Origin of the sequence: Rhizobium sp. WYJ-E13, from assembly GCF_018987265.1 — a bacterium.
Lineage (GTDB): Bacteria > Pseudomonadota > Alphaproteobacteria > Rhizobiales > Rhizobiaceae > Rhizobium.
In genome coordinates this window covers 1,301,209-1,327,723 of the sequence record NZ_CP076854.1, presented here as the reverse complement: position 1 = coordinate 1,327,723, position 26,515 = coordinate 1,301,209, and the positions used below count along the sequence as shown (strand labels likewise).

25 protein-coding genes are annotated in these 26,515 nt (G+C 58.5%); 9 read left to right on the top strand and 16 right to left on the bottom strand.

Translation table 11 applies throughout. The features are described 5' to 3' along the window. Positions 1-10: 10 nt before the first annotated feature. From KQ933_RS27600 to KQ933_RS27570, 7 genes are all read right to left on the bottom strand, one after another. Positions 11-1,090 carry an ABC transporter ATP-binding protein gene (locus tag KQ933_RS27600; protein ID WP_216759180.1) on the bottom strand — a complete coding sequence of 360 codons (1,080 nt, stop codon included), beginning with the start codon at positions 1,088-1,090 and terminating at the stop codon, positions 11-13. A gap of 1 nt (position 1,091) precedes the next feature. Then, complete coding sequence (locus tag KQ933_RS27595; RefSeq protein ID WP_216759179.1) at positions 1,092-3,020, bottom strand: glycoside hydrolase family 127 protein; 1,929 nt, start codon at positions 3,018-3,020, stop codon at positions 1,092-1,094. A 27-nt stretch (positions 3,021-3,047) separates the two neighbouring features. Further along, positions 3,048-3,911: a carbohydrate ABC transporter permease gene (locus KQ933_RS27590; protein ID WP_183742685.1), complete on the bottom strand. Its 864-nt coding sequence runs from the start codon at positions 3,909-3,911 to the stop codon at positions 3,048-3,050. Then, positions 3,911-4,822, bottom strand: a complete 912-nt coding sequence (locus tag KQ933_RS27585; RefSeq protein ID WP_216759178.1) for a carbohydrate ABC transporter permease — start codon at positions 4,820-4,822, stop codon at positions 3,911-3,913. The genes KQ933_RS27590 and KQ933_RS27585 overlap by 1 nt, the downstream gene beginning before the upstream one ends. Positions 4,823-4,904: 82 nt before the next feature. Continuing rightward, positions 4,905-6,143: a sugar ABC transporter substrate-binding protein gene (locus tag KQ933_RS27580; protein ID WP_216759177.1), complete on the bottom strand. Its 1,239-nt coding sequence runs from the start codon at positions 6,141-6,143 to the stop codon at positions 4,905-4,907. 40 nt (positions 6,144-6,183) lie between these two features. Next, positions 6,184-7,218, bottom strand: coding sequence for a LacI family DNA-binding transcriptional regulator (locus KQ933_RS27575; protein WP_216759176.1), 1,035 nt, complete (start codon positions 7,216-7,218; stop codon positions 6,184-6,186). A 176-nt stretch (positions 7,219-7,394) separates the two neighbouring features. Next, positions 7,395-7,748 (bottom strand): hypothetical protein, encoded by a 354-nt coding sequence (locus KQ933_RS27570; RefSeq protein WP_216759175.1) that lies wholly within the window; start codon positions 7,746-7,748, stop codon positions 7,395-7,397. 566 nt (positions 7,749-8,314) lie between these two features. Here KQ933_RS27570 and KQ933_RS27565 point away from each other — a divergent pair. Next, positions 8,315-9,289, top strand: a complete 975-nt coding sequence (locus KQ933_RS27565; RefSeq protein WP_216759174.1) for an alpha/beta fold hydrolase — start codon at positions 8,315-8,317, stop codon at positions 9,287-9,289. Positions 9,290-9,341: 52 nt separating this feature from the next. On the opposite strand, the gene KQ933_RS27560 is transcribed toward KQ933_RS27565, so the two are convergent. Together KQ933_RS27560 and KQ933_RS27555 are read right to left on the bottom strand one after the other, a co-directional pair. After that, positions 9,342-10,238, bottom strand: a complete 897-nt coding sequence (locus KQ933_RS27560) for a LysR family transcriptional regulator (protein ID WP_216759173.1) — start codon at positions 10,236-10,238, stop codon at positions 9,342-9,344. Positions 10,239-10,347: 109 nt separating this feature from the next. Further along, on the bottom strand, positions 10,348-10,674 hold the full coding sequence (locus KQ933_RS27555) for a hypothetical protein (protein WP_253958352.1): 327 nt from the start codon (positions 10,672-10,674) through the stop codon (positions 10,348-10,350). 360 nt (positions 10,675-11,034) lie between these two features. Here KQ933_RS27555 and KQ933_RS27550 point away from each other — a divergent pair, with 360 nt between their 5' ends. The 5 genes from KQ933_RS27550 (at position 11,035) to queE (ending at position 15,012) form a co-directional block, all read left to right on the top strand. Continuing rightward, a complete protein-coding gene (locus tag KQ933_RS27550) occupies positions 11,035-12,138 on the top strand; it encodes an NADH:flavin oxidoreductase/NADH oxidase (RefSeq protein WP_216759171.1) in 1,104 nt (367 codons plus the stop codon). Between the two features lie 252 nt (positions 12,139-12,390). Beyond that, a complete protein-coding gene (gene msrA, locus KQ933_RS27545) occupies positions 12,391-12,900 on the top strand; it encodes a peptide-methionine (S)-S-oxide reductase MsrA (protein ID WP_216759170.1) in 510 nt (169 codons plus the stop codon). Between the two features lie 320 nt (positions 12,901-13,220). Next, complete coding sequence (gene queC / locus KQ933_RS27540) at positions 13,221-13,931, top strand: 7-cyano-7-deazaguanine synthase QueC (protein ID WP_216759169.1); 711 nt, start codon at positions 13,221-13,223, stop codon at positions 13,929-13,931. Then, the gene (gene queD / locus KQ933_RS27535) at positions 13,931-14,287 is read left to right on the top strand and encodes a 6-carboxytetrahydropterin synthase QueD (RefSeq protein ID WP_216759168.1); all 357 of its coding nucleotides are present in this window, start codon (positions 13,931-13,933) and stop codon (positions 14,285-14,287) included. Before queC ends, queD begins: the two co-directional genes overlap by 1 nt. Beyond that, on the top strand, positions 14,284-15,012 hold the full coding sequence (gene queE / locus KQ933_RS27530) for a 7-carboxy-7-deazaguanine synthase QueE (protein ID WP_253958351.1): 729 nt from the start codon (positions 14,284-14,286) through the stop codon (positions 15,010-15,012). The genes queD and queE overlap by 4 nt, the downstream gene beginning before the upstream one ends. Before the next feature lie 191 nt (positions 15,013-15,203). Here queE and KQ933_RS27525 read toward each other — a convergent pair whose 3' ends face one another. Next, positions 15,204-16,130: a transcriptional regulator gene (locus tag KQ933_RS27525; RefSeq protein ID WP_183725691.1), complete on the bottom strand. Its 927-nt coding sequence runs from the start codon at positions 16,128-16,130 to the stop codon at positions 15,204-15,206. 302 nt (positions 16,131-16,432) lie between these two features. Here KQ933_RS27525 and KQ933_RS27520 point away from each other — a divergent pair, with 302 nt between their 5' ends. Next, complete coding sequence (locus tag KQ933_RS27520) at positions 16,433-17,509, top strand: ABC transporter ATP-binding protein (RefSeq protein ID WP_216759166.1); 1,077 nt, start codon at positions 16,433-16,435, stop codon at positions 17,507-17,509. 54 nt (positions 17,510-17,563) lie between these two features. Here KQ933_RS27520 and KQ933_RS27515 read toward each other — a convergent pair whose 3' ends face one another. The 6 genes from KQ933_RS27515 to KQ933_RS27490 all read right to left on the bottom strand — a co-directional run bounded on the left by KQ933_RS27515 (position 17,564) and on the right by KQ933_RS27490 (position 24,250). Further along, positions 17,564-18,406 (bottom strand): carbohydrate ABC transporter permease, encoded by an 843-nt coding sequence (locus KQ933_RS27515; protein ID WP_216759165.1) that lies wholly within the window; start codon positions 18,404-18,406, stop codon positions 17,564-17,566. Beyond that, positions 18,403-19,287, bottom strand: coding sequence for a carbohydrate ABC transporter permease (locus KQ933_RS27510; RefSeq protein WP_216760836.1), 885 nt, complete (start codon positions 19,285-19,287; stop codon positions 18,403-18,405). The genes KQ933_RS27515 and KQ933_RS27510 overlap by 4 nt, the downstream gene beginning before the upstream one ends. A gap of 90 nt (positions 19,288-19,377) precedes the next feature. Next, entirely contained in the window at positions 19,378-20,652 is a 1,275-nt protein-coding gene (locus KQ933_RS27505) for an extracellular solute-binding protein (RefSeq protein ID WP_216759164.1), read from the bottom strand. Positions 20,653-20,708: 56 nt separating this feature from the next. Continuing rightward, positions 20,709-22,217 (bottom strand): alpha-N-arabinofuranosidase, encoded by a 1,509-nt coding sequence (locus KQ933_RS27500; RefSeq protein ID WP_216759163.1) that lies wholly within the window; start codon positions 22,215-22,217, stop codon positions 20,709-20,711. Between the two features lie 463 nt (positions 22,218-22,680). Then, positions 22,681-23,472 carry an SDR family NAD(P)-dependent oxidoreductase gene (locus KQ933_RS27495; protein WP_216759162.1) on the bottom strand — a complete coding sequence of 264 codons (792 nt, stop codon included), beginning with the start codon at positions 23,470-23,472 and terminating at the stop codon, positions 22,681-22,683. 28 nt (positions 23,473-23,500) lie between these two features. After that, positions 23,501-24,250, bottom strand: coding sequence for an SDR family oxidoreductase (locus KQ933_RS27490; protein ID WP_216759161.1), 750 nt, complete (start codon positions 24,248-24,250; stop codon positions 23,501-23,503). A 374-nt stretch (positions 24,251-24,624) separates the two neighbouring features. Here KQ933_RS27490 and KQ933_RS27485 point away from each other — a divergent pair, with 374 nt between their 5' ends. Both KQ933_RS27485 and KQ933_RS27480 read left to right on the top strand, forming a co-directional pair. Next, a complete protein-coding gene (locus tag KQ933_RS27485) occupies positions 24,625-25,347 on the top strand; it encodes a FadR/GntR family transcriptional regulator (RefSeq protein ID WP_216759160.1) in 723 nt (240 codons plus the stop codon). After that, positions 25,344-26,510 (top strand): PLP-dependent transferase, encoded by a 1,167-nt coding sequence (locus KQ933_RS27480; RefSeq protein ID WP_216759159.1) that lies wholly within the window; start codon positions 25,344-25,346, stop codon positions 26,508-26,510. The genes KQ933_RS27485 and KQ933_RS27480 overlap by 4 nt, the downstream gene beginning before the upstream one ends. Positions 26,511-26,515: the final 5 nt, after the last annotated feature.

Below are 26,515 nucleotides of genomic sequence, written 5' to 3'. Positions count from 1 at the left end.
CCGGCCGAGTTTATTTGTCGAGCCGCATGCCGTCTGCGTCGAAGATGTGCAAATAACCGGGATCGCAGGTGAAGGCGAGTTGGCTGCCGGTCGCGATGTCAGACGAGCCCCTATACTCCACGGTCAGCGGCTGGCCGTCGCCAAGCTGGCAATAGAGGAACTGAGTGCCGCCGAGATATTCATCAAAATCGACCGTGGCCCGCAGTGCCTCATCCTGTGACCCCGAGGCGATCCTCAGATGCTCCGGGCGCATGCCAAGGGTAATTTTCTGCCCTTGGCTCAAACCAGCCCCGCCGATCGGCGAACGGATTCGATTGCCGGCTACCATGATATTGCCGTCGCCAGTCCAACTTGCGTCGAGAAGGTTCATGCGCGGCGAACCGATGAAGCCTGCGACGAAGACATTGTTCGGCCGCTCATAGATCTCGCGCGGCGTTCCTGCCTGTTCGATATACCCATCCCGCAGCACGACGATCTTGTCGGCGAGCGTCATTGCTTCGGTCTGGTCGTGCGTGACATAGATCATCGTATTGCCAAGCTCACGATGGAGCCTGGCAATTTCGATGCGCATCGAGACGCGCAACTCCGCGTCGAGGTTCGACAGCGGTTCGTCGAAGAGGAAGACATCCGGCTTGCGGACGATCGCGCGACCGATCGCCACGCGTTGCCGCTGGCCGCCCGAGAGCTGTCCCGGCCGGCGATCGAGCAGATGGTCGATCTTCAGGATTGCCGAGGCCGCCTTGACGCGGGCCTCGATCTCTAAGGCCTGCGTCCGGGCCATCTTCAGGCCGAAGGCGAGATTGTCGCGCACACTCATATGCGGATAGAGCGCATAGGACTGGAAGACCATGGCGATGCCGCGATCGGAAGGGTCGAGATCGGTGACATTGCGTCCCTTGATCTCGATCTCACCGTCGGTGACATCCTCCAGCCCTGCGATCATGCGCAGGAGGGTCGATTTTCCGCATCCCGAGGGTCCGACGAAGACGACGAAGGATCCCTCAGCGATGGTCAAGTCGATGCCATGGATGACTTCCAGATTGCCGAAACTCTTGCGAATTTCGGTCAGCACAACGCCCGTATCCGCCATGTTATTCACCGCGCGCCTCGCCGGCTCTAACCCAGACGACCATCTCGCCCGGTTCGCGATTGTCCCAGAAAGGATAGGGCACGAAACGCGCGCTCGCCTGCTTTGCCGCTGGCGGCGAGGTACGGTAGAGCGTAGAACCCCAGTCGGCCATATCACGGCTGACGGGCAGTTCTAGGGCGACCGCGCCGCGAAGCCCTGATATCTCTGATGTCTTGGCCTGGGAGATATCAGCTGAGAGCGTGATGCCATTCAGTCCAGCGCCATTGTCGGTTTCCTCGACGCAATAGACCATCGGACCACGCATCAGTGCCGTGCGGCCGGCGTCCTGACGGACCAGCGGATTGGCGAAGAGCTTGCGGGCCGTCAGCGGGATCGACAGATCGACCGTGTCGCCGCTCTTCCAGTCGCGCTCGATACGGGCATAACCATCCATCAGCACGGATGCGAGATCGAGCTTTTCGCCATTGATGGAAAGCGTCGCACCGTCAGCCCATTCCGGGATACGCAGCGACAGTGCGAAGTGAGCCGGGCGATCGAGCGTCAGGTCGAAATGGATCGCGCCATCCCAAGGGTAGCGCGTCTGCTGCGCAAGCTCGACCTTGGCACCGGCGAGATCGAAGCGCGCCTTGCTTTCCCCGTAGAGGTGGACGGCAATCTCGTCCTCAGCGATCGCATACATGTAGGAGCCGACCGAGGCGAGCAGGCGGGCGATGTTCGGCGGGCAGCAGGGGCAATGGTGCCAGATCCAGCGATGATGCTTTCCAGCGCTTTCCAGTGGATTTTCGTAGAAAAAGCGCGTGCCGTCGAGCGACAGGCCGGCCATGGCGCCATTATAGAGCGCCTGCTCCATGATATCGGCATAACGACGGTTCGGGCCACGGCCGAGCATGCGGTTTGCCCAGAAGACGAGGCCGACCGAGGCGCAGGTTTCTGCATAGGCGCTTTCGTTCGGCAGGTCGTAATAGTCGGTGAAGCCTTCGTTTGCAGCTGCCGGACCGATGCCTCCGGTGACATACATCTGCTTGGTCGTCAGATCGTCCCAAAGGGTTTCGAGTGCAGCCGTCAGCGTGTCGTCATTATATTCGGTGGCAATATCGGCCATGCCGGCATAGAGGTACATGGCGCGCACTGCGTGGCCGACGACCTTCCTCTGTTCGCGTACCGGCATATGCGCCTGGCCATATTCATAGGTCTTCTGGTGGAAGTCGGCAGCACTCCGGCCATCGCGGATCGCTTCGTCGGTGAAGAAATGCGGTTCGGTGCCGCGCTCGTCGATGAAGAACTTCGACAGGTCGAGATATTTCTTCTCGCCGGTGACCCGCGCCAGCTTGACCAGTGCGAGCTCGATTTCCTCGTGGCCGCAATAGCCGGGGATCTGGCCGGGACCGTGGCCGAAGACCGTGATCAGGTAATCGGCATAGCGGCACATGATGTCGAGTAGCTTCTTTTTGCCGGTCGCCTGGTAATAGGCGACGGCGCCTTCGATCAGGTGTCCGGCGCAATAGAGCTCGTGATGGTCGCGCAGGTTCGTCCAGCGTCGGCCGGGCTGGACGCGCTGGAACCAGGCGTTCAGATAGCCGTCCTTGTCCTGCAGCTTCTCATACATGTCGATAATCTCATCGACGCGGGCTTCGAGCTGCGGATTGGGCCGGCGGTAGAGCGAATAGGCGACAGTTTCGATCGACTTGCCGAGATCGCTGTCCCAGAACATCTGCGTCGTGCCGCCCCAGGGTCCGATCGGAATGACGACGCCCGGGCTTGGCTGGGTCACGTCGATCGCCTGCAGCATGCCGGCCTCGACGCAGCGGTCGAGCAGCGTTTCGGCGGTGGAATCGCAGATCGCATCCTGGCGATCGCCAAACAGGCCGTGCAGTTCGACGCTCGGCACGGGCAGGGGACGGAACTGGCGGTCTCTCTTCAGCTTGTTCATGGCTTCATCCATTTCGTTGAAAGATCATCATTTCACCGCGCCGGCCATCAGCCCGCGCATGTAGTAGCGTTGCAGGAGCAGGAAGACGATCAGGCAGGGGATCGTCATGACGACGACACCGGCCTGAACCGCGCCCCAGTTGATGGCGCCGAGGCGGCCGGCGCGCACCGCCGTCATCAGAACGGGAAGCGTGTATTTCTCGTTGCTGGAGAGCAGCACGAGGGCGGCCAGAAATTCGTTCCAGGCATTGAGGAAAGCAAAGATCGCGACTGTCGCAATACCCGGCAGCACCAGGGGCAGAAGTACGCGGATCAGCAGTCTCAGGTCCCGCGCACCATCGATGCGCGCCGCTTCCTCGATCTCCTTCGGCACGGCATCAAAGGCATTGCGCATCATGAAGACGGAGAAGGGAAGTTGCAGCGTCACGTAGACGAGGGTGAGCCCCAGCAGCGAATTGTTGAGGCCGAGCTTCGCCAGAATGATGAAGAGCGGCGTCAGGATCGATTGGAAGGGGATCATCAGCGTCGCGATGATCAGCACGAAGAGGGCATTCTTCAGCGGGAAACGATAGCGCGAGAAGCCGTAGCCGGCGAGCAGGCTCACAGTGACCGTCAGCAACACCGTCGCCAGCGAGACGAAGAGCGAGTTGATCATGTGCCGCCAGATGCCGGCGCCGAAGGTATCGAGCAGTGCATAGGCATCGAAGCTGACACCTGTCGTCGGCCAGGGCGGCAGCGGCGGCAGGCTCGCCTCCGTGCCATGCCGGAAGGAGGCGAGCAGCGTGATGACGAAGGGTGCCAGGAAGAAGATCGAAATGGCGATGCCGGCGACATGATAGGCCGATTGCGATCTGAAGCGTTTGCGGGCGCGGCGTTCACGGGAGGAAATCATCAGCGTTCCTCTCCGACACGCAGCAGCCAGAGCTGGACGATGGAGATCGCAACGAGGATCGCCAGAAGGACGATCGAAAGGGCGGATCCGTAGCCCAGATTGAAGGACACAAAGGACTGGTTGAAGATGTAGTAGACGACAGAGATCATCTTGTTCTGCGGCCCGCCCGACGTCATGATGTAGAACTGGTCGAAGGCGAGGATCGAGCCGGTGACCGAGACGATCAGCGCCAGCGCGATCGTCTTGCGCATCAGCGGCAGGGTCAGATGTCGAAAGCGCTGCCAGCGCCCGGCGCCATCGATGCGGGCGGCCTCAGTCAACTCGGACGGGATGGCCTGCAGCCCGGTCAACAGGATGATCATCGTAAAACCGGCGATCTTCCAGACGACCATGACGATGATGGTTGCAAAAGCGGTATCGAAGCTTGCCATGATATTGGGGCTTCGCTCGACGAAGCCAAGCGCACGAAGGGCCGGGCCGACAAAACCGCTGTCGACATTGGCAAGCCACACCCAGAGCAGCGATGCTGTTGCCAGGCCGACCACGACGGGCAGGAAGATGATCGTCCGGTAGGTGCTGACGAAGCGGCGTTCCTTCTCGACGAAGATCGCCAGCGGGAAGGCGACTGCGAAGATCGCGATGGTTACGATCACCGTGTAATAGGCGGTGAAGTTCAAGGCCGCCATGAAGCGGCTGTCGTTCCACATGCGAATATAGTTGGCAAAGCCGATCCAGCGCGCCGCGCCCATCAGCGGCCAGTTGTGCAGGCTCATCCATCCCGTGAAGAGAACGGGCATGACGAAGAAGACGATGACGAGCGCCATGGCCGGCGCGATATAGAGAAAGCCGCGCCATTGCGACCTCTGCCGCTTTCGGACAGCGCGCGTGCGCTGTGGACCGGAACCGGTCATCGAAACCTCCGCATTTTACGAGTTCTTCTATCTTTGAATCGGCCGGGGAACTGCCACCGTCCCCCGGCCACGGCCGGGAGAGTTATTGGCCGCTGTCGATGATGGACTGCATCTCGGACTGAGCGTTCGAGAAGGCGCCATCGACGTCATCGCCGAAGATCGCGGCGTTGGTGAAGGTTGCCCAAGGCCCGTTCGCGCTGTTGATCAGATCGTTGAACTGCAGCGTGTAGGGTGTCTTGGCAACGGAGATTGCCTTGAGGCCCACCTGCATACGCGGATCGAGCCCGGCAAGAACCTGGTCGGCAATATCGCCGCGCGTCGGCAGGCTTCCATATTTCGCCATGACCTTCTGGCCATCCATCGAATAGATATATTCGAGGAATTCCTTGACGGCATCGAGCTTCTTCGTGCCCTTGGTGATGACGAAATTGTCGCCGCCGGCAAAGGACGAGGCCTTGCCATCGACGCTGGGGATCAGCGTCACGCCGAAGTTGATGTCGGGATATTGGGTGACCAGCGTGCCGATGGCGAAGGCACCGAGGCTCTGCTGGCCGATCTTGCCGTTTGTAAAGCTCAGGAAGTTCGTGCCGTTGTCGCTCGCGGCACTCGCCGGAACGAGGTCCTTCTTGACCATGTCACGATAGTAGCCGACGGCCTTGCGCATTTGCGGTGTGTCCAGCGTTGCGGTCTTGCCGTCCGCCGAAAGGATATCCGCACCAGCGCCCCAGACGAGCGGCGTGAAGGTGAAGATCATGCAGCCGCCGCAGCCGCCGCCCGAGAAGTAAAAGCCGTAGGTATCATCGCCGAGCTTGCGGATCTTCTCGGCGTTCGCCTCGATCTCCTCCCAGGTCGTGGGCGCTTTTTCAGGATCGAGACCGGCTTTCTTGTAGAGGTCCTTGTTCCAGGCGAAGACCGAGGTTTCGACCGACAGCGGCAGGCCGTAGATCTTGTCCTGATAGGTGCCGAGCTTGACATGCGACGGCGACAGCGAACTGAAATAGGGCAGGCTCTTGGCCCAGTCGGTCAGGTCTTCGAGCTGACCGGCGGCCGCGAAGGCCGGGTTATAGATGAGGTCCATCGACAGGGCATCGGGCGCTTGGCCGCCGGCGATCGCGGTTGCGTATTTTTGCACCAGTTCGCCGAAGGGCACTTCGGTGGTGACCACCTGGTTTTCGTGGCTCGCATTATAGGCCTCGACGACCTTGTTGAAGGAATCGCCGATACCGGTGCGGACCCACATTTCGATCTTCTCGGCAGCCGAAGCTGTCGAAACCAGGCAGAGTGTGGCAAGGCTGGTTGCCACCAATAGGCGCTTCATCATGGCTCTCCTCCCAATAAGGCGCGTCTCCTGCGCGCCGTTGCTATATTCCGAGGGTGTCTCCCCCGCATGACTGCCGCACGACGAGACGGCACGGCAGTTTCCTGATGCCAGGCTCCACCTGATGTCCCTCCGCAAGCGCCAGAACCGTCAATCCAGCCTGCCGCCCCAGTTCCTTCAATTCCATATCCACCGTCGTCAGAGGCGGACGTGTCTGGGCGGCGACAATCTCCCAATTGTCGAAACCGACCACCGAAACATCCTGCGGCACCCGGATGCCGCGTTCGCGCAGCGCATCGATGACACCACGCGCAATCTGATCGTTGCCGCAGAAGATGCCGTCGGGCTTTTCGCTGCTACCGCCCCACAATCTTGCGACGGCTTCGTGACCCCAGCTTTCCGACCAGGCTCCAAACAGAACCGGCCGCGCCTCTCCCGCAACCTTGCGATAGGCATCGGCACGCTCGCGCACCGAAAAGAAACTCTCCGGTCCGGTGACATGTGCGATCCGCTTGCGCCCGAGCTTTGCCAGCCATTCGATGGCAAGCCGCGCGCCCTGTGCATCATCGGAGCGGAACGTCACGGTTCCCGGCGCTCCCTCCGTAAAGGCGTAGACCACGGGCACGTTCAAATTCGACAGATCGACCGGCAACCGTCTGTCCAGACGCTTTCCCGTCGCAATTATGCCGTCGACCTGTTTGTCGAGCATCGCCTCAACATGAATCTGCCCGAGTGCCGGATCCTCCTCGATCGCGCATAGAAATACTGAAACACCATGATCAACGAGAGCATCAGATATGCCCGCCATGACCGGCAGCGTGAAGCGGCCATAGGTATCGTTGGTGAGAAGACCGATCGTGAAACTGCGCTTGCTGAGCAGGCCTCTTGCCAAGGCGTTTGGTCTGTATCCGATCTCCGCCGCGATGCGCTTGACCCGCTCGCGCGTCTCCAGTCCCATCCGGCCCGTATCGTTCAGCGCCTTCGATGCCGTCGAGATGCTGATTCCAGCAGCCGCCGCGACATCATGAATGGTGATCCGGCCTCTTTTTCCTCCTGTTATGTCCAGTCGTCCCTCCATCGAACTTGCAATGAAAAAACCTTTTCCCAAAGAAATTGTCAAGTGAGAAAAGGTTTTCTCAGTCATCGCTGACCAATCTGGGGCTGGTTGAAGAGGGGAGGCTTGATGCCAATGATGAGCCGGCTTCTGATCAAAGCTAGGCACCACAAGGCTTGTCAGCGTGCGAGCGCGATCACTTACAGATATCCGACGTGCTCGCCGAACGGAACATCCTCATCCAGGGTGCCGGTACCGATGCGCTCGCTCTCGCCGGACAGGCGTTCTTCGGCCGGATCGGAGCCCTCCGTATGGGGATGGGTGGAATGATGGTCGAGATGCCGCTCTGCTGCCGGATCGTCATCACGATCGATACGATCTTCATCGCTGTCAGCAGTATGGTGATCGTCTTTTTTCCCACTGCCGGCGGTGATCTTTGCCTGTCGCTCGGCGACCCAGGCATTGTCAGGTTCGGAGCCGATGGAGGTGCTGTGGTTTACATGCGTGGCCGAAGAGGCTGCCGTAGGCGAGGTGGGCGCAATCTTTTCGACCATTGAAACTCTCTGGCTTATGGCCCGACTGGCGGACCTTGCCATGATTTCTGTCGCCCAAGCGGGTGCGCATGGGGATCGATGCTGATCTGGTCGCGACCTCTCATCTTGGCCGCGTAGAGCGCCAGATCGGCCCTTCGATAGATATCATTGGCATAGTCTCCGCTCATGACACAGGCAATGGCTGCAGAAAAACTGTACCGGAAGCTGAGCTGATCGGCCAGCGAGCGAGACGCCTGACGGCTACCAGCATGCGATTGACGATTTCGGGAGCCGTGTTCGGAAGAACCAGAACAAGTTCTTCGCCGCCGACGCGGCCGAGAACAGATTATCCCAATCTTGAACTACCTGCCCGGTGTGAAGAAACGGTTGGCCGCTTCGCATAGGCGCAGATCGTCTCATCGCCGCCGCCGGCGCCGCTGTCCCGGTTCACAACGAGACACTTCACTATTCCGCTAAGGGGAATAATAACTTCCACATTCTGCCGATTAACGGATTCGAGTGAATGGCTATTGTTGGTGCGAGGCCAGCAAGGGTTGTTGGCGGATTTGTTAAAACGGAGAACCAACATGAACCGACTGATCCTTTCCCTGATGCTGGCAACCGTCAGCTTCGCTCCCCTTTCTGAAGCCGCAGCTGCTCCTGCCAAGCAGGTAGCGATGACCCGGCAGGCGCCGGTGACCGTTCATTATCGTTCAGCCAAGATCGATGGCGTCAACATGTTCTATCGCGAAGCTGGTCCGGCTGATGGTCCTGTCGTCCTGCTTCTGCACGGCTTCCCGACATCCTCGCACATGTTCCGCAACCTCATTCCGCTGCTTGCCGATCGTTATCATGTCATCGCACCTGACTATCCAGGTTTCGGTCAGAGCGATGCACCCGATCACACCAAGTTCGCCTACACTTTCGGCCATTATGCCGACATGGTCGATACGCTCATGACTGAGCTCGGCGCCAAGACCTACGCCATGTATGTCATGGATTACGGCGCGCCGGTTGGCTACCGCCTGGCTCTCAAGCACCCGGAACGGGTGAGCGGGTTGATCGTCCAGAACGGCAATGCCTATGAAGAAGGCCTGCGCGAGTTCTGGGATCCGATCAAGGCCTACTGGGCCGACGATTCAAAGGAGAAACGCGAGGCCCTGTCCAATCTCGTCGTCCTCGAAACCACCAAGTTCCAGTACACCGACGGCGTCAAGGACCTCACCCGCATCAGCCCCGACAATTGGGTGCATGATCAGGCCTTGCTTGACCGTCCCGGCAACAAGGATATTCAGCTCGATCTCTTCCACGACTATGGCACGAATGTTCCGCTCTACGCGCAATTCCAGGCCTTCTTCCGCGAACGCAAGCCGCCGACGCTGATCGTCTGGGGCAAGAATGACAAGATCTTCCCTGAGGAAGGCGCGCATCCTTACCTGCGTGATCTGCCGGACGCTGAAATGCACCTCCTCGACACCGGACATTTTGCCCTTGAAGACAAGCTGGATGAGATGGCGCCGCTCATTCACGACTTCCTCGACCGCAAGATCGCAAAGCAATAATCGCTTTCATGAGAGCCCGCGCATTCAGCGATGCATACGCGGGCTTTCGCTGCTAATTGAAATGCCTGTTGGCTCTCAGTTTTCCGACGGCAAAATCGATAAAACTCCGTACCTTTGCCGAAGCGTACCGGCCTTCCGGATGAACGACATGGATCGGCAAGGCCTCCTCCTCATAATTAGCCAGGATCGTGCGCAATTCACCTGCCTCAAGCTGCGGCGCAATCTGGTAGGACAGAACGCGTGTCAGGCCCCAGCCTCGGACCGCCGCCGAAATTGCCGCCTCGTTGGTGTTGCAGAAAAGGCGGGGATTGACATGGACCGCAGACTTCTTCTGCACCCCGAAGCGCCATTCGAGCGACGTCCAAGCACTGGTCGATGCGATAATGCGATGCTTCGACAGATCGCCGGGGGTCATCGGGACGCCATGCTTTTCAAAATAGGCAGGCGATCCGCAGATGACGCGCCTCACCTGGCCGACGCGCGTCGCGCTGAGGCCGGAATCAGGCAGGTGGCCAATACGGATCGCAACGTCGATGCCTTCATCGACCATGCTGACGATGCGGTCGACGAACAGGCCGCGACCGATGACATCGGGGTAGAGATCGAGATATTCGGTCATCAGCGGCGAGACGAACATTGTCCCGAACATGGCGGAGGTTGTGACGGTGAGCGTGCCCGTCGGTTTGCCGTAGGCGCCGGCAGCAGCAGCCTCCGCCTCCGAGAGATCGGCGAGAAGCCTCCGGCAATCCGCAAAATACTGGGCACCTGCTGCCGTCAGTCTGACGGATCGGGTCGTGCGCGTCAGAAGGCGCGTCCCTATGACGTCTTCGAGGGCAGACACGATGCGTGTGACGGCCGGAGGGCTCATGTGGAGTTGCCGTCCTGCATCTGCAAAGCTCTCAGCCTCCGCGACCTTCACGAAGACCCTCATTGCCTGCCATCGATCCATGCGATCCACATTGTCTTGAAAAGATTAAGTCCCGGACAGAGATTTAAGCGCTTTTCTCCCGATCGCAATCTATCGATCCCATAGGGACAAGCTGCCGGGCGAAAGCATCTTATTTCTGTGGCGGTGGTTCCAGCCCCTTGACGAAGGCGAGCAGTTCCGAAGCGACGTCTGGAACACCGAAAACGGTGAGCTGTCGTCGTGCGACGGTGCTTGCCTCTTCATCGCCCGCTTCGATCGCCAGCGCGAGTTTCACGGTGATATCGGCAAGCAAGTCGAAACTGCCTCCGCGTTTTGCTGCGTCGATCTCCGCGCCGCTCAGCGCTAGATGTTTCGCCTCGATCTCCAGAGATCGGAGGGCGTTGAGATCATTTCTCGCGTTTGCGATAGCAAGTTCGACTTGTATGCGCATGATCGGGGTGATGAGATCTTTGCTCACCGTATTATCTCCATAGGCCTCAAACAACGCTCGCCTCGTCGGTCGCCGTTTCGAGCCTGCCGGTAAAGATGTCCTGCGACGCTTTGGCCGATGAAGCGATCGCAGGCCCGTTGGCCGTTCGCGGACGAAATATCGTCGATGGATCAATACATCCGGCCGCACCTGCCCTGAACAGAGGTTGTGCTGAAGGCTTTCTTCCGCGTGGCGAAACAATCGGAAGAAGCTGCCATACGGAGCCGCTTCGCAAGGCGGACCCACACCAAAGAACAGTTCCTGAAATGGGGAGGCTCTGCTAACCGTCGTAAAACTCCGACAGAATGCTATAAACCGAGACCACTGAATTCCGCTTCGAGGAACGCCATGCCCCAGCCCGTCCTGTTCTCGCCCTTCACCGTGCACAATCTCGAACTCGCCAACCGCATCGTGATCGCGCCCATGTGCCAGTATTCGGCTTTAGACGGATGCATGACGGATTGGCACCTGATTCATCTCGGACAGCTGGCGCTTTCCGGGGCCGCGCTTCTGACCATCGAGGCAACTGCCGTCGTTCCCGAGGGACGCATCACCTTTGCCGATGTTGGCCTTTATGATGACGCCTCGGAAGCTGCGATGGCTCGCACGCTCGACAGCATCAGAAAATGGTCGGACATGCCGATTGCAGTGCAATTGGCGCATGCCGGCCGCAAGGCCTCGACTGAGGTTCCCTGGAGAGGCGGCGGTCAGTTTCCACCGACCGATCCGAACGGATGGCAGACCGAAGCGCCCTCCGCTGTCGCTTTCAATCCGAATTACGTGCCGCCGACCGCGCTGGATCGCGATGGCATGAAGCGCGTCCGCGATGCCTTTGCTGCTGCCGCACGGCGGGCGGCAAGGATCGGTATCGACGCCGTTCAGATCCATGGTGCCCACGGCTATCTGCTGCACCAGTTCCTGTCGCCCTTGTCGAACCAGCGAACCGACGAATATGGCGGTTCGCTGGAAAATCGCGCCCGGTTTCCGCTGGAGGTTCTTGACGCCGTCAGAGATGCCTTTCCGTCTGATCGGCCGGTGACGATGCGCGTTTCAGCCACCGACTGGGTCGAAGGCGGTCTGGAGATTTCCGAGAGTGTCGAATTTGCCCGGATGCTCGAAGCACGCGGATGCGACGCCATCCACGTATCGAGCGGCGGTCTGCATCCCTCGCAGGCGATCCCGATCAGCCCAAGTTACCAGGTGCCGCTCGCCAGGGCGATCAAAAGCGCCGTCAAAATGCCGGTCATCGCCGTCGGCTTGATCGCCGAGCCGACCCAGGCCGAGGCAATCGTAGCAACCGGCGATGCGGACCTGATCGCGCTCGCCCGGGCCATCCTCTATGATCCGCGCTGGCCGTGGCACGCAGCCGCCGAGCTCGGCGGGCAGGTGAAAGCAGCCAATCAGTATCTCCGATGCCAGCCATCGCAGTTCAAAACCCTGTTTGTGAAGTGACGTTCGGGTCGGATATTCGCGTAAAGAAGACGTCTGCTGCGTCCGTCACGCAAGCTGTAGTCTGATACGCTTGTGATGATGTACTCTCCCAGCCACCATAGGCGAGCTGCTGGAAGCCGGAATGTGGTTCAGGGAAGGTCCCGATGCCGCGGCAGGGGACTGGCGATTATTGAGCCGAGCACCCATATAGGCGTCAGCGAAGCGGACCTTGACGATCCCCGTCAATTTCGCGCATTTGGAAAGGACATTTCTATGACGACAGAACGTGCGGTACTTGCTGGCGGCTGCTTCTGGGGAATGCAGGACCTTATTCGACGGCTTCCCGGCGTTGTTTCAACGCGTGTCGGTTATACGGGCGGTGAAGTCCCCAATGCAACCTACCGCAACCATGGCAACCATGCCGAAGCGATAGAGATCATCTTCGACCCGCAAAAGACGAGCTATCGCGACATCCTGGAGTTCTTCTTCCAGATTCATGATCCATCGACCCGCAATCGCCAGGGCAATGACATCGGCGCAAGCTATCGGTCGGCAATCTTTTACGCGGACGAGAACCAGCGACAGACAGCCGAAGACACGATCGCCGATGTGAATGCTTCAGGCCTGTGGCCGGGCAAGGTCGTCACGGAAGTCGTTCCCGTCAGCGATTTCTGGGAAGCCGAACCGGAGCATCAGGATTATCTCGAACGCATTCCGAATGGTTACACATGCCATTTTGCTCGCCCCGGCTGGAAGTTGCCGAAACGGCAGAACGTCGCCTGAGTTCCCTTTATTACAAGCTAAGTTGAGCTTCTCAGCGGTGGCCCTCGGCCGCCGCTTTTCTTTTGAAATTGTTCGATCCGATTGCAGACTATAGACTTCACTTTGCCGCCATCAGCGGGACTGCCGGGCAGGTCATCATGCAGGTCATCATAATGTGATTGCAAGAGGAAATGGCCGTTCGAGCGCCGCGCACCGAAGACGCTGATCGCCGCTCGCCATCTTGCCGGCAAAGTTACTGGACATCCCGGTTTCAGAAGTTTAGTAGGTGCCCCGCTAACCGGTCGCAGCCCACCCGGTTCAACAAAACAAGGGATCCTACAATGAAAGTACTTGTCGTCTGCTCAGGCGGTCTCGACTCCATTTCGCTTGCATACAAGATTGCGGCGAACCACAAACTTGTCGGCCTCATCTCATTCAACTACGGCCAACGGCATGTCAAAGAGCTGGAATTCGCGGCTCTCTGCGCGCGAAAGCTCGACGTGCCACACGACATCATCGACATATCGAACGTAGGTAAGCACCTGACCGGCTCCGCCCTTACGGACGACGTCAAGGTTCCTGATGGGCACTACGCCGAGGAGACGATGAAGGCGACGGTCGTGCCGAACCGTAACGCCATCATGTTGTCGATCGCATTCGGCCTTGCTGCTGCTCGTCACGCGGACGCCGTGGCGATTGCCGTCCATGGCGGAGACCACTTCATCTACCCGGACTGTCGGCCGGGGTTCATTTCGGCATTCGAGACGATGCAACAGCATGCTCTTGAGGGATATGCCGATGTCAGATTGCTTGCTCCATATGTAAACGCAACGAAGGCCGACATCGTCACCGATGGCGCGAAGCATCGGACGCCTTTTGAAGAGACATGGTCTTGCTACAAGGGCGGTCGTCTTCATTGCGGAACATGCGGGACGTGCGTCGAGCGCCGCGAAGCTTTCCATCTCGCCGGCGTTGAGGATCCGACCGTCTATGAAGACCCGGATTTCTGGATCGCTGCGACGGGTGCGTTCAAAGCAGAAGAGGCGAAGTGATGTACCGGATCACCAAGGAGTTCCATTTTTCCGCCTCGCATCAGCTGTCCCACCTTCCCGGTGACCATCAGTGCGCACGTCTGCACGGCCACAACTATATCGTGGAGGTCGAGCTTGCCGCGTCCGAGTTGAATGAGGACGGCTTCGTCCGTGATTATCACGAGCTTTCGCCGCTCAAGCGATACATCGATGAGACCTTCGATCACCGGCATCTCAACGACGCGTTGGGCCATGACCGGGTGACATCCGAATGGCTCGCCAAGCATTTTTACGACTGGTGCAAGCAGCGCCTGCCGGAAACCTCCGCCGTCAGGGTAAGCGAGACCCCGAAGACATGGGCGGAATATCGCCCATGATCGGCAAGGAACAAAAGATCCGCATCAGCGAAATCTTCGGACCGACGATCCAGGGGGAGGGGCCGCTCATGGGACTTCCGACCGTCTTCGTCAGAACGGGCGGCTGCGACTATCGCTGCAAATGGTGCGACACGCTCCATGCAGTCGACAGCGCCTTCCGCGACGAGTGGACGCCAATGTCGGTCGATGAGGTCTGGTCGAACGTGGAATTGCTCTCTCAAGGCTGTCCTCTCATGGTTTCCCTGTCCGGTGGAAACCCGGCGATCCAGCCGTTTGCGCCGCTGATTGCCCGAGGAAAGCACGATGGCTATCAATTCGCCTTGGAAACACAGGGGTCGATAGCCCAGGACTGGTTTGCCGAGCTGGATCATTTGATCCTCAGTCCCAAACCACCGTCCAGTGGTATGGAATTCAAGCCGGGCGAATTGACAAACTGCATAACTGCGGCTCGCAACGGCCCCCGGATCGCAATGAAGATCGTCATATTCAACGAAGACGACTATGCCTTTGCAAGGTCCGTCGCAAGGGATTTCAAAGAGCTTCCGATCTTCCTGCAACCCGGCAATCACACGCCGCCGACGGAAGAGGAAGCTTTGATTGATCTCGAAGGAATACTGAACCGCATGCGGTGGCTGGTCGACAGGGTTACCTCGGACCGGTGGTTCGACGCTCGCGTTCTTCCCCAGCTTCACGTCTTGCTCTGGGGAAACATGCGGGGTGTGTGATAACCTTTGAGGAAGATTGCGGCCCCGTGCAGAAGCGGTAGCGAAACTGCTATTTATTGGTGTGATTTGAATCGGCTATGGGCGCGCAGCTTGCGCGACCGCAAATGCTCCAATTCAGCGTTGGGCTAACGTTGTTATCATGCCATATGGAATGGGGCGGACAATGTCGGTGACCCTGCTGGCGACCGTGATCAGACATGCAATCGCATAACGATATCGCGGCCGTAATTTCCGAAATTGCGACCAAAAATGTTAACGCCCCCGGTATGGCGGGCATCCTCCGCAATGCCGACCCTTAGCCGTATGGAAGAGTGCTGGGCAAGCGCGAGATCGTTTATCGTCACTTCTGATGCGGGAGCGCCGTCAACAAAGGTCCCCCTACGTGATATATGCCACGTCTTCTGCATCCCATATTGCGAGCCCTCCAGCTTCCACCATGGTGGAGTAAACGCACCCCGCTTATCGCCGTTGTCACCAGGCGAAGTCCACGTTCCGATGGCCACTCCATTGACCCATAGTGTTATATCCGATGGCCAGTCGGCGTTCGTGCCCGGCACTTCCGACGAGAGTTCCAGGGAGAACTCGATTGCACGGATATCCTTGTTAAGGACTCTGGCATTGTTGGGGAATTTGTATTCCACATATCCCCTGCCGAACCAGATGAGCCCGGCCTGCATGCGCTGCGGATCAAGAAAGTAATCCGGGACGTCAAGGGGACCGATGACGCTTTCGGTGGAACAAAGTCCACACGGCGCGTAAACGTCACAACTGGTATACAGCCCGACCGGCATCTCGACCTCGATAACATCATCAAGCCGTTGAGCCGCCGTCTTTTCGAAACTGATGACGATCTCACTGTAGATCGCCGAGCAGATTTTTTGGTTCCCTTTCCGTGCTTTGGCCAGCCGGGACTCGACGAGCCTCGCGTCTTCCAAAATCTGTATTCCGGTAGCAACTGTCGATTGGGGAAGGGAAAGGGCACGCGCAATATCATTGATGTTCATCGGCCCTTCCGCGCAGAGAAGTTTAAGCATATCAACCCTCGCGGGTGCCGAGAGCGCGCGGATGGCGTCACTGTTCTCGCCAGCGAAAATTGTTAAAAACGCCCGCTCCATCATGTCCCCATGTTTTGTTCATGTGTATATCGGAAATTATGATGTATCAAGGGCGCCGCCCGGCCTGCTAGTCAGGCGGCCCTAGAATCTGAGGACAACAGGTGCCAGCTGGCTGCTGTACGAATGCCGTTCAGCCAAGCACGTCCAACCTTGATTAAGACTGCGCAATGCCGCCGGTATACCGGGTGCTCAAGTGTCCGTTTCGCGAGCGGCGTGAGAGAAGTCACAACAGAATGGTCGTATCCTACTGATATCTTGACTTCTGGTATATACCGGAAAGAATGGTTTTAATCGGGAGGAACTTCATGGCAGAAATCAGGCTTGAAAATGTCACCAAGAGCTTCGGCAATGTCAAAGTCATCGAAGATATATCCCTGACAATCCGTTCCGGAGAACTCATGGTTTTTCTCGGGCCCTCTGGCTCGGGAAAGTCAACGTTACTGCGGATGATCGCTGGGCTTGAAACGATTACGAGCGGGGCCTTGAGCATCGACGGTGTGCGAAGCGAGACGTTGGCGCCAGGTCAGCGCCGGCTGGCCATGGTTTTTCAGAACTACGCGCTCTACCCGCACATGACGGTCCGGGACAACATGGCCTTCGGCTTGCGAAACATAGGCATGCCAGAAAAGGATATCGACCTGCGCGTTGCCGAAGCGGCGCGGATGCTGGAGATGGATGCGCTACTTGGGCGAAGGCCTGCCCAGCTTTCGGGTGGCCAGCGCCAGCGCGTCGCAATTGGTCGTGCAATCGTCAAGGACCCAACAGCCTTTCTCTTGGACGAGCCCCTCTCCAACCTCGACGCTGCGCTGCGCGTACGCACCCGCGTGGAACTTGCCGAGCTTCACCAGCGCATGAAGTCGACGATGATCTATGTAACGCACGACCAGACTGAAGCTATGACGCTTGCCGACCGTATTGTTGTGCTCAACGATTGCAGGATCGAACAGATCGGCACGCCGATGGAGGTTTATCTCAGGCCAGCATCGAGATTTGTCGCGGGGTTTGTCGGCAGTCCTGCAATGAATTTTCTCCCTGTGGACCTGCTACCCGAAGGGATTTTACGGCTAGGAGACGGAGCCGAATTGAAAATCTCGCCGCCACCGTCAGGCCCGGGTCGCTACGAACTCGGAATCCGGCCGGAAGCCGTACGGGCCGTTGAAGGCGAAGGTGCCAGCGCACGGGGCAGTGAGGCGAAAGTTGGTGTCGTGGAGCGGCTCGGCGATCGAACGCTCCTCTATTGCAGCTTGAAGGATGGCAGCGAGGTCATTGCGCAGGATGGAGGACGTTGCAATGTTCAGCCGGGCGATACCGTCTTCATCTCATTCGACATGACTGCCGTCCATCTCTTCGACAAGTACGGAAAGGCGCATCACGTACACTGAGGAGCAAAATCTCTTCTTATACGGAACGGCGGCAGCTCTTGCTGACGGTCAATATCATCCCTTGATGCCGGCTGACAGGGTAATCGCTTCCGTCACGCGCCGCTGAAACACCAGATAGGCGATTGCCACCGGCAGGCCGGCCAGCACGGCTGCAGAGAGTTGCCGGGCATAATAGACCCCGAAGGCATCGTTGACCTGCGTAATGCCGACGGTGATGGTCATCATGTCGGTCTTCGTCACGGCAAGGAAGGGCCAGAGAAAGGCGTTCCAAGACCAGATAAAGGTGACGATCGCAAGTGCCGCCGTGACACCCCAGTTCATTGGCATGTAGACCCGCGTCAGAATGCGCCATTCAGAAGCATTGTCCATGACAGCTGCCTCGCGAAAATCCTTCGGCACTCCATCGAAGAACTGCTTGTAGACGATGATGATCACAGGGTGGATCAATTGCGGAAGTACAATGCCGCTCCATGTGTTGAGAAGCCCGAGGCTTGCCACAAGTTCAAAGTGATTGACGATCATGGTTTGCATAGGGACCATGAAACTCGCCAGGATTAGCCACCAGAGTGGGCGGCGGAGCGGAAATTCGAGTTGCGATATCGCATAGCCGCAAAGAAGCGATGAAGCGACGGTCAGTACGGTGATCGCCAGTGCCGTCACGATCGAGTTCAGATACCAGGTCCCGATCTGGGTCTGAGTCAGTGCGAAGACATAATGCGAGAGGGTGAAGGTGTCTGGCCATAGTTCGATGTAGGGCCTTACCACTTCGTCTTCCGGTTTGAGCGACGAGACGACGCCCCAATAGAGCGGGAACGCCCAGAGCACGGCGATGATGACGGTCGCCAGCGTAATCGCAAAACCAGCCACATTTAGGCGCTGGACAGTTGTTGAGGTCATCGCGCGCCTCCCTTCGACAGGCGTGTGAGCTGGAAGTTGATGACCGAGACGACGATAACGATCACGAAAAGGACGACTGCAGCCGCAGCGGCACGACCTCCCTGGTCGGACTGGAACGCGCGTTGGAAGACATAGTAGACCAGGACAAGGTTGTCGTTGGGGCGGCCACCAGTCGAAAACAGGTAGACCTGGTCGAAGATCTTTAGCTGCAGGATCAACTGTATGGTGAGCACCAAGGCCGTGATCGGCCACATGAGCGGCCATGTAACTTGCCGGAACGTCGCCCAGCGGCCGGCATTGTCGAGAGCGGCTGCTTCATAAATTTCGGCGGGGATTGAACGAAGACCGGCAAGAAACAGAAGGATGGAGAAGCCGGCAGTCCACCAGATGGTGATGAAGGCGACGGCCGGCATAAACCAGCCTGTCGACTTGAAAACTGGGACCCGGCTTATCCCTACCATGTCAAAGAGATACATTGCGATTCCGAACTGGAAGTTCAAAGTCCAGTCCCAGATCAGGTAGACGACCGACACCGGCAGGATATAAGGCAGAAAAAACAGCGCCAGGACGAAGGCCTGAATCCGGCCTGCTAGCCGATTGATGCCGAGTGCTATGGCAAAGGCGGTAAATGTCCCAGGCACAACCGTTAGCAAGACAAAATAGGCTGTGTTCCACAGTGCAGTGTCGAAACGCCGTTCACCCCAGAGGCGCGCATAGTTATCGAAACCGACATACGCGCCGCTGCCGATCAGAGGAGCGTCCGTGAAACTGGTCAGGAAAAGTCTGGTCAAAGGGTAGATAAAGACCAGACCGTATATCGCCACAAAAGGCGCAACCAGTACGGCGGCGATCAAAGCCTCGCTTCGTTTATTCCTGAGCATGATTGATGCAAGCTTCCTTCGTTCCAATAAGGGGATCGTGAGGGCTGCTGACAGGTCGGAGCAACGTGCCGCGACCTGTCGTAGAAGGAGCTAGAGGTCGTTGAGTTCGGTCTTGATCTCCTCGACGGCTTTAGCCGGATCCATCTCATTGTTGAGAGTTGGAACGAAGTAGTTGGACATCACATCGAAGATCGGTCCGGCCACGCCGGCGAGCGGCGTCTTTGGATCGAAGATCATGTTGGCCGTCAGAGGAGAATAGGTAGCATTCGGCTGCATGGCTTTGTATTCGGCACTCTGGGTGACCGGTCCATAGGCGGGGATGTGGCCTGCACTTGCCCAGTAGAGCGAGTTCTTCGAAAGCCAGGAAATGACTTCCAGCACGGCTGCTCTTTTGTCCGCCGTCATGTCCTTTCCTTTGTTGGCGGGAATGGCAAAGGTATGGCTATCTGCGTAGGTAGAGGCGTGTTTGAAAAGCACAGGAAGCTCGACGGCACCCCATTCAAAGAGTTTGCCCTGCTTGTGAAGGTCGACCATGGTCGGCACTTCCCAAACCCCATTGATCATCATTGCGGCCTCGCCTGATGTGAAAAGGGCGACAGTCGCGGGATAATCGGTATATGTCGATTGCAGGTCTTCCTTGGTCCACCCCTGGAGGAGGGCAAGCGCGTTTTGCAGTTTCTGCGCGTTGTCACCCGCGAGGAATTCGCCGTCGGTCAGAAGTTCTCCGTCCTGCTGACCCATCAAGGAGTAGATTGTCCGGAACATGAAGTTGCCATCGGCGGTGACCGACCCAAGCGGGAATTTTACGCCGGCTTTCTTCAGCCCCTGCAGGGTTGCCTCGAAATTTTCCCGGCTGTCGAGCCCCTTGGGCTTGCCGTCCTCGGTCAGCAGACCCGCTTTAGCCAGGATATCCTTATTGTAGTAGAGCACGATCGGATGGGTGTCGAAGGGAACGGCATATTGTTTGCCGTCTATCGTAACGGCATCCCACGTGGTTTCGGCATAGGCATCTTTCGCAAGGCCCATCTTGGACCAGTCGTCAGCAGTTATTTCCTGGAGAATTCCCTGCTTCACCGCCAGCGGAATCCGGCTGGCGTGATAAGTCATGATGTCGGGCGCTTCGCCGACCGAGGCTGCGGTCTGAACCTTGGAATAAAATGGCGTGCCCCATTCCAGCGTGGTCGCCTCGATCTTGATTTTCCCCTCATGGGCCTTGTTGAAATCGGCGATCATCTGTTTCATGCGCACGCCGTCGCCACCGCTGAGAAAATCCCACCAGGCGACCGTTTCCTGTGCATGGGCAGCGGACCCGCATAATGCAGTTGCGACCACAATGCACTTAGCGAGTTTCAGCATTCTGAACATGATATTTCCTCCCTATTGCTCGCGGCCTCCCGCCGCTCACTTGTTTCACAACAAAGTCAAAGCGTGATCCTGATCATCGAATAAGAGTATGGGGGCACGGTGACTTGCACGCCATTGCTGGAAATCGTCGCGCCCTCGACCTTCATCGGGGCAACTGTGTCCGGCGCGTCCTTGGTGTTGCGAGCCTCCAGATCATCGTGCTTGATCAGCGTATGCTCGACGTTGCGGGCTTTGCCGAACCCCTCCACAGAGAGATCGATCGTCATGGCCTCCTCACCGTGGCGATTGATCGCAAAGAAGGTCAGCGTACCCGCATCCCCGTCATGAACGCCGGCGATGTCCAGGTAGGAGACACCCGCGGCGATATCGGCGTCGTACCTGGCGCAATCCACATCGAGCCGAAGGGCGGTGCCGCGTCCATAATTCGACGCGAACTGGAATGGAAAGTAGATGGTCTGGCGCCAGGCAGCGCCGCCCGGTGCGGTCATAATCGGCGCAATGACATTGACCAACTGCGCTATACAGGCGATCCGCACGACGTCCGATCGGCGGATGAAGGTATTGAGTATGCAGCCGACCTGAAGCACATCCTCGAAATTATAGATGTCTTCCAACAGCACGGGCGCATGCGGCCAGTCCCACTCCTTCATTCGCTTGGCATCGCTACGACGCTCGTGATACCAGACGTTCCATTCGTCGAATGAGATGCGAACATTCTTCTTGGAGCGCTTCTTCGCCTTCACATAATCGATAACGCCACCGACCGTGCCGATATACCGATCGAGTTTCTCTGGCAGGGCCAGAAACTCCGAGGTCTTCTTCTCGTAGTTCTCGAAATACATATGCAGCGAGATGTAGTCGACCCGATCGTAGGTCTCTTCCAGAACCGTCGCCTCCCATTGGGGGTAGGTCGGCATGTCGGAATGTGAGGAGCCGCAAACGACGAGCTCCAAGCTATCGTCGAAGGCACGCAGCGCCTTGGCCGTCTCGTTTGCGAGGTGGCCGTATTCCACTGCGGTCTTGTGCCCAACCTGCCAGGGGCCGTCCATCTCATTGCCGAGGCACCAGAGCTTGACGTTCCATGGATCGGCCTGTCCATTTTTGCGACGAAGGTCAGACCAGTAGCTGCCGCCTGGGTGGTTGACGTATTCGACGAAGTTGCGAGCGTCATCAAGCCCGCGGGATCCGAGATTGACGGCAAGCATCATCTCGGTACCCGCAGCTTTCGCCCAACCCGCAAATTCGTGAATGCCTACCTGATTGGACTCGGAAGTCCGCCAGGCCAGGTCGAGCCGTGTCGGACGCTCACTTTTGGGGCCGATACCGTCTTCCCAATTGTAAGCCGATACAAAGTTTCCGCCGGGATAGCGGCAGACTGGCGTATCAAGAGCGCGAACCAATTCAAGGACGTCCTGGCGCATGCCAGACTCGTCGGCTGTTGGATGCCCGGGCTCGTAGATGCCCGTGTAGACGGCCCTTCCGAGATGTTCAAGGAACGACCCATACAATCTCTTGTCGATATCGGCTACCGTATAACGCGCGTGCGCTGTGACTCGAGCCTCCATATTCCTCCCCACCATTCATATCAATTTATTTGGTTTATATCCGTCGGTGGCATAGTAAGCGCTGAGCATGTGCGTTCGTCAAGAGGGTAACGCAACTTGCTCGGCCCTAAAATGCACAAATGTCGCGTGTACCACCCATTGTTTTTGCTCATCTTCATCGAGCACTACTTTTCCCCAATACGAAGGCGATTTCCCGTCCCCAGGATCCCGCGATTGTCGCCCTGCAAGATTACCGGCCGGCGATGCGTAGAAAAAGCCCGCGAAGCGGAGCCGCGAAAGCGGGCTATTGAGTGTTAGCTGGCACTGCTTGGCCGACGGCGCCCGGAGCTAGCGGTCGGTCTCGAAGTCTATCCTACCCGTATGTCTTGCCCGCCACACTCCGTTGCACGGGCGGAAGCCTCCATCTTCTACGGGGGTTTTCTAATGCTGTGAGCTCGACCTTGCGCCGTAAGCCGGCCTCTTCTCAAAGCGTGTCGATGAGGCCGCCGTCCACCCGCATAGAAGCCCCAGTCGTGGCCGATGCGAGCGGGGATGCCAGATAGGTCACTAGGTTCGCGATCTCGTCGACGCTGGCAGCACGTTGGATGAGCGAGCCGCTGCGGTGTTGCTTGACGAAGTCGGCGGCAACTTCCTCAATCGACTTTCCGGTCTTCTGCTGCTCGTCGGCAAGCATTGCCTCGACGCCCTCCGAGAGAGTAGGGCCGGGAAGAACCGAGTTCACAGTCACGCCGGTGCCTGCCATGCGCTTGGCGAGTCCACGAGCGACGGCGATATCGGCCGTCTTGCTGACCCCGTAGTGGATCATCTCGACAGGGATGTTGAAGCCCGATTCCGAGGCGATGAAGATGACGCGACCCCAGTTCGCCTTCTCCATGCCTGGCAGATAGGCGCGGGATAGCCTGATCGCCGACATGACGTTCACCTGCCAGTGCCGGTCCCACACTTCGTCGCTGGTGTCGAAGAAGTCACTCGGCTGGAAGATGCCAGCGTTGTTGATGAGGATGTCGACATGGGCAAGCTTGGCTACAAGTGCGCTGCATCCTTCGGCGGTGGCGAGATCGGCCGCGACTGCGATGACGCTGGCCTTGGCACCCTCATTTCTCAACCGTGCGGCGGCCTTTGCCGTCTTGTCTTCGGATCTGCCGTTCACGACGACGTCCGCGCCCGCTCTTGCGAGCTGCCGGGCGATCGCGTAGCCGATGCCCTCCGTGGACCCTGTCACCAGGGCTGTCTTTCCTTTGAGATCGATCTGCACTTTCTGCTCCTGTGAGGTTGGACGTCGATCAAAGATTGCTCATGCCGCCATCGATTATGAGCTCGCTCCCGACGATATAGGCCGCTTCGTCAGATGCGAAGAAGACGATCGTCTTCGCCACTTCCGACACGTCACCGAACCGACCGACCGGAATTTGGTTCTGGACGCCTTCGGCCATCGCCTTCATGTCGGCTTCCGACATACCGAGCTTTCCGTAAAGCGGGGTCGCGATCGGGCCGGGGCTGACGGCGTTGACGCGGATGCCGCGACCGACCAGCTCGCCCGAGAGCGTCTTTGCCAGCGTCAGGAGGGCGCCCTTCGTCAGCGAATAGACGCTCGAGTTCGGCATGCCGATATGCGCGTTGATCGACGTGTTTAACACGATCGAGGCGCCCTTCGAGAAGATCGGCAGGAGAGCCTGGATGAGGAAATAGGGGCCCTTGACGTTTGTCGCGAACGATTTGTCGAAGTCCGCTTCCGACCAGCTCTCGACGGGACCGAACTGAGCGACGCCCGCGTTGACGAACAGGATGTCGAGTTGGCCGAAGGCTTTCGTGACCTGGTCGACGACCTCCTTCTGACCGGCGACGTTGCCAGCGTCGGACTGAATGACGATGACGTCTTCGCCAAGCTCCTTGCGCGCCTTTTCGACACTGGCAGCGCTGCTGCCCGTCACGGCGACGCGCGCGCCCTCGGCGACAAACTGACGAGCCGTTTCAAGGCCGATGCCGCTGGTGCCCCCGGTGATGAGGGCGATCTTGTTAGCAAGTCTGGACATGTTTGATTTCCTTTTGCGTTGTTGAGACGGCCTCGATGTCGGGGTCGATGACAATGATTTACTACTGGCGAGCCGTTCGAATTAGTGGGCTGAAACCAATTCTATTGTTCGGCGGCGCCGAACGTTTGAGGCGAGGGAGCATCAGGGCTAGGCGAGCTGAAGGGTCAACGGGACAATCCCAATAATCCAGTGGAAACAGTGCTTTGAGCCTCTTCAGCGAGAGCGGGACTCTCTGAACGTAAAAGTAGGTCCGCATTTGCCATCAAGGATCCGCACCCCAAAATACTGCCTTGACGCTGCTTCAGCTTTCGGAAATGCTAGGATGTCAGACCAATTTTAAGAGTCGGCTACCTTAGAAAAGAGCTTGGGGAACCATGAAGGCAAATGGTAGCGACAGGCCGGTAATCCGGCCGCTTCCGGCGATTGACCGCGCCCGTCAAGTGACGGATGCGCTGGCGCATTATGTCGAGGATGCCCGGCTTCAGGCGGGTGACCGCCTGCCGGCGGAGCGGGAACTGATGGCCGCCCTTGCCGTCGGGCGTTCCACCATTCGCGAGGCAATCCGGCATTTCCAGGCGCTTGGCGTCATCGAGACGCGCAAAGGCAGTGGAACTTATCTGTTGAAACCGGTTTCCCCGGACACGATCCACATGTCGCTGTCGCTCGATACCGCGCATTTGCGTGACGTGTTGCTGCAGACGCTGGAAGTTCGCCGGGGCATCGAATGCGAGGCCGGCATGGTCGCTGCACGGCGGCGCACGCCGAAGGACCTCATGGTCATCGAGGAGAAGCTCGACGAGATGGAGCGGGTCCATATCGCCAAGGGGACGTCCGGGCCGGAGGACTTGGCCTTTCACCTCGCCGTCTATGACGCCACGCACAATCCGCTGTTTCGCCAGCTGCTCGAACAGATGCGCGAGACCTTCGAACGTTTCTGGGAGCACCCTTTCGACAGGCAGGACTTTGCTCGCCGCTCCTTTCCCTTTCACCGCACCCTTTTCAATGCCATCGCCGCCCAGGACACCGAGGCGGCGCGGCGTGAGACACTGAAAATCCTCGACGTGGTCGAGGAAGACATCAAGGAAATGTCCCGATGACTGACGGCCTCGAACCGTTTGACCTTGCTTCGCTGATCACCGCCCATGACGAAGGCAACTTCGCCGAAGCGGTCGTTCCGCCGATCTTCCAGACGTCGCTTTTCACTTTTTCAGATTATGACGACATGATCGCCTCCTATCGCGGCGAGAAGGTACGGCCGATCTATACGCGCGGCCTCAATCCGACCGTGCGCATGTTCGAGGAGATGCTGGCAAAGCTCGAAGGTGCCGAGGATGCGCTGGGTTTTGCAAGCGGCATGGCGGCGATCTCTTCGGCCGTGCTGAGCTTCGTGGAGCCGGGCGACCGTATCGTCGCCGTCAAGCATGTCTACCCTGATGCCTTCCGCCTGTTCGGCACGATCCTGAAGCGCATGAGGGTCGAAGTGACCTATGTCGACGGCAGGGACGAAGAGGCTGTCACCAAGGCGCTGCCCGGTGCGAAGGTCTTCTACATGGAAAGCCCGACGAGCTGGGTGATGGAAGCCCATGATGTCAGCGGGCTGGCCGCACTGGCAAAGAAACACGGCGTCGTCACCATGATCGACAACAGCTGGGCGAGCCCGTTCTTCCAGCGGCCGATAACACTCGGCGTCGATCTCGTCATTCACTCGGCCTCCAAATATCTCGGCGGCCACAGCGATGTCGTTGCCGGTGTCGTTGCCGGCTCGAAGGAGATGATCGCCCGCATCAAGGCAGAATCCTATCCTTATCTCGGGGGCAAGCTCTCTCCTTTTGATGCGTGGCTGTTGATCCGTGGCCTGCGCACCCTGCCGATCCGCATGCGGGCGCATGAAACGGCGGCCATGACGATCGCGCAGCGCCTGCAGGCGCTCGATGTTGTCGAGCAGGTCTGCCATCCGGGCCTTGCCAACCGCTTGCCTGCCGGCCTCAACGGCACGTCGGGTCTCTTCTCCTTCATATTCCGCGAAGGCATCGACATCAGAGCCTTCGCAGATCACCTCAAGCTTTTCAAACTGGGCGTAAGCTGGGGTGGACATGAAAGCCTGATCGTACCGGGCGAGGTGGTGCTGCAGCAAAAAGCACAGCCGAATTCCGCACAAGCCTTCGGCATCAGCCCACGATCTGTGCGCCTTCATATCGGCCTCGAAGGAACCGAGGCCCTGTGGAGGGATATTGAAGAGGCGGTAGCCGTCGCCTCATAACCGAA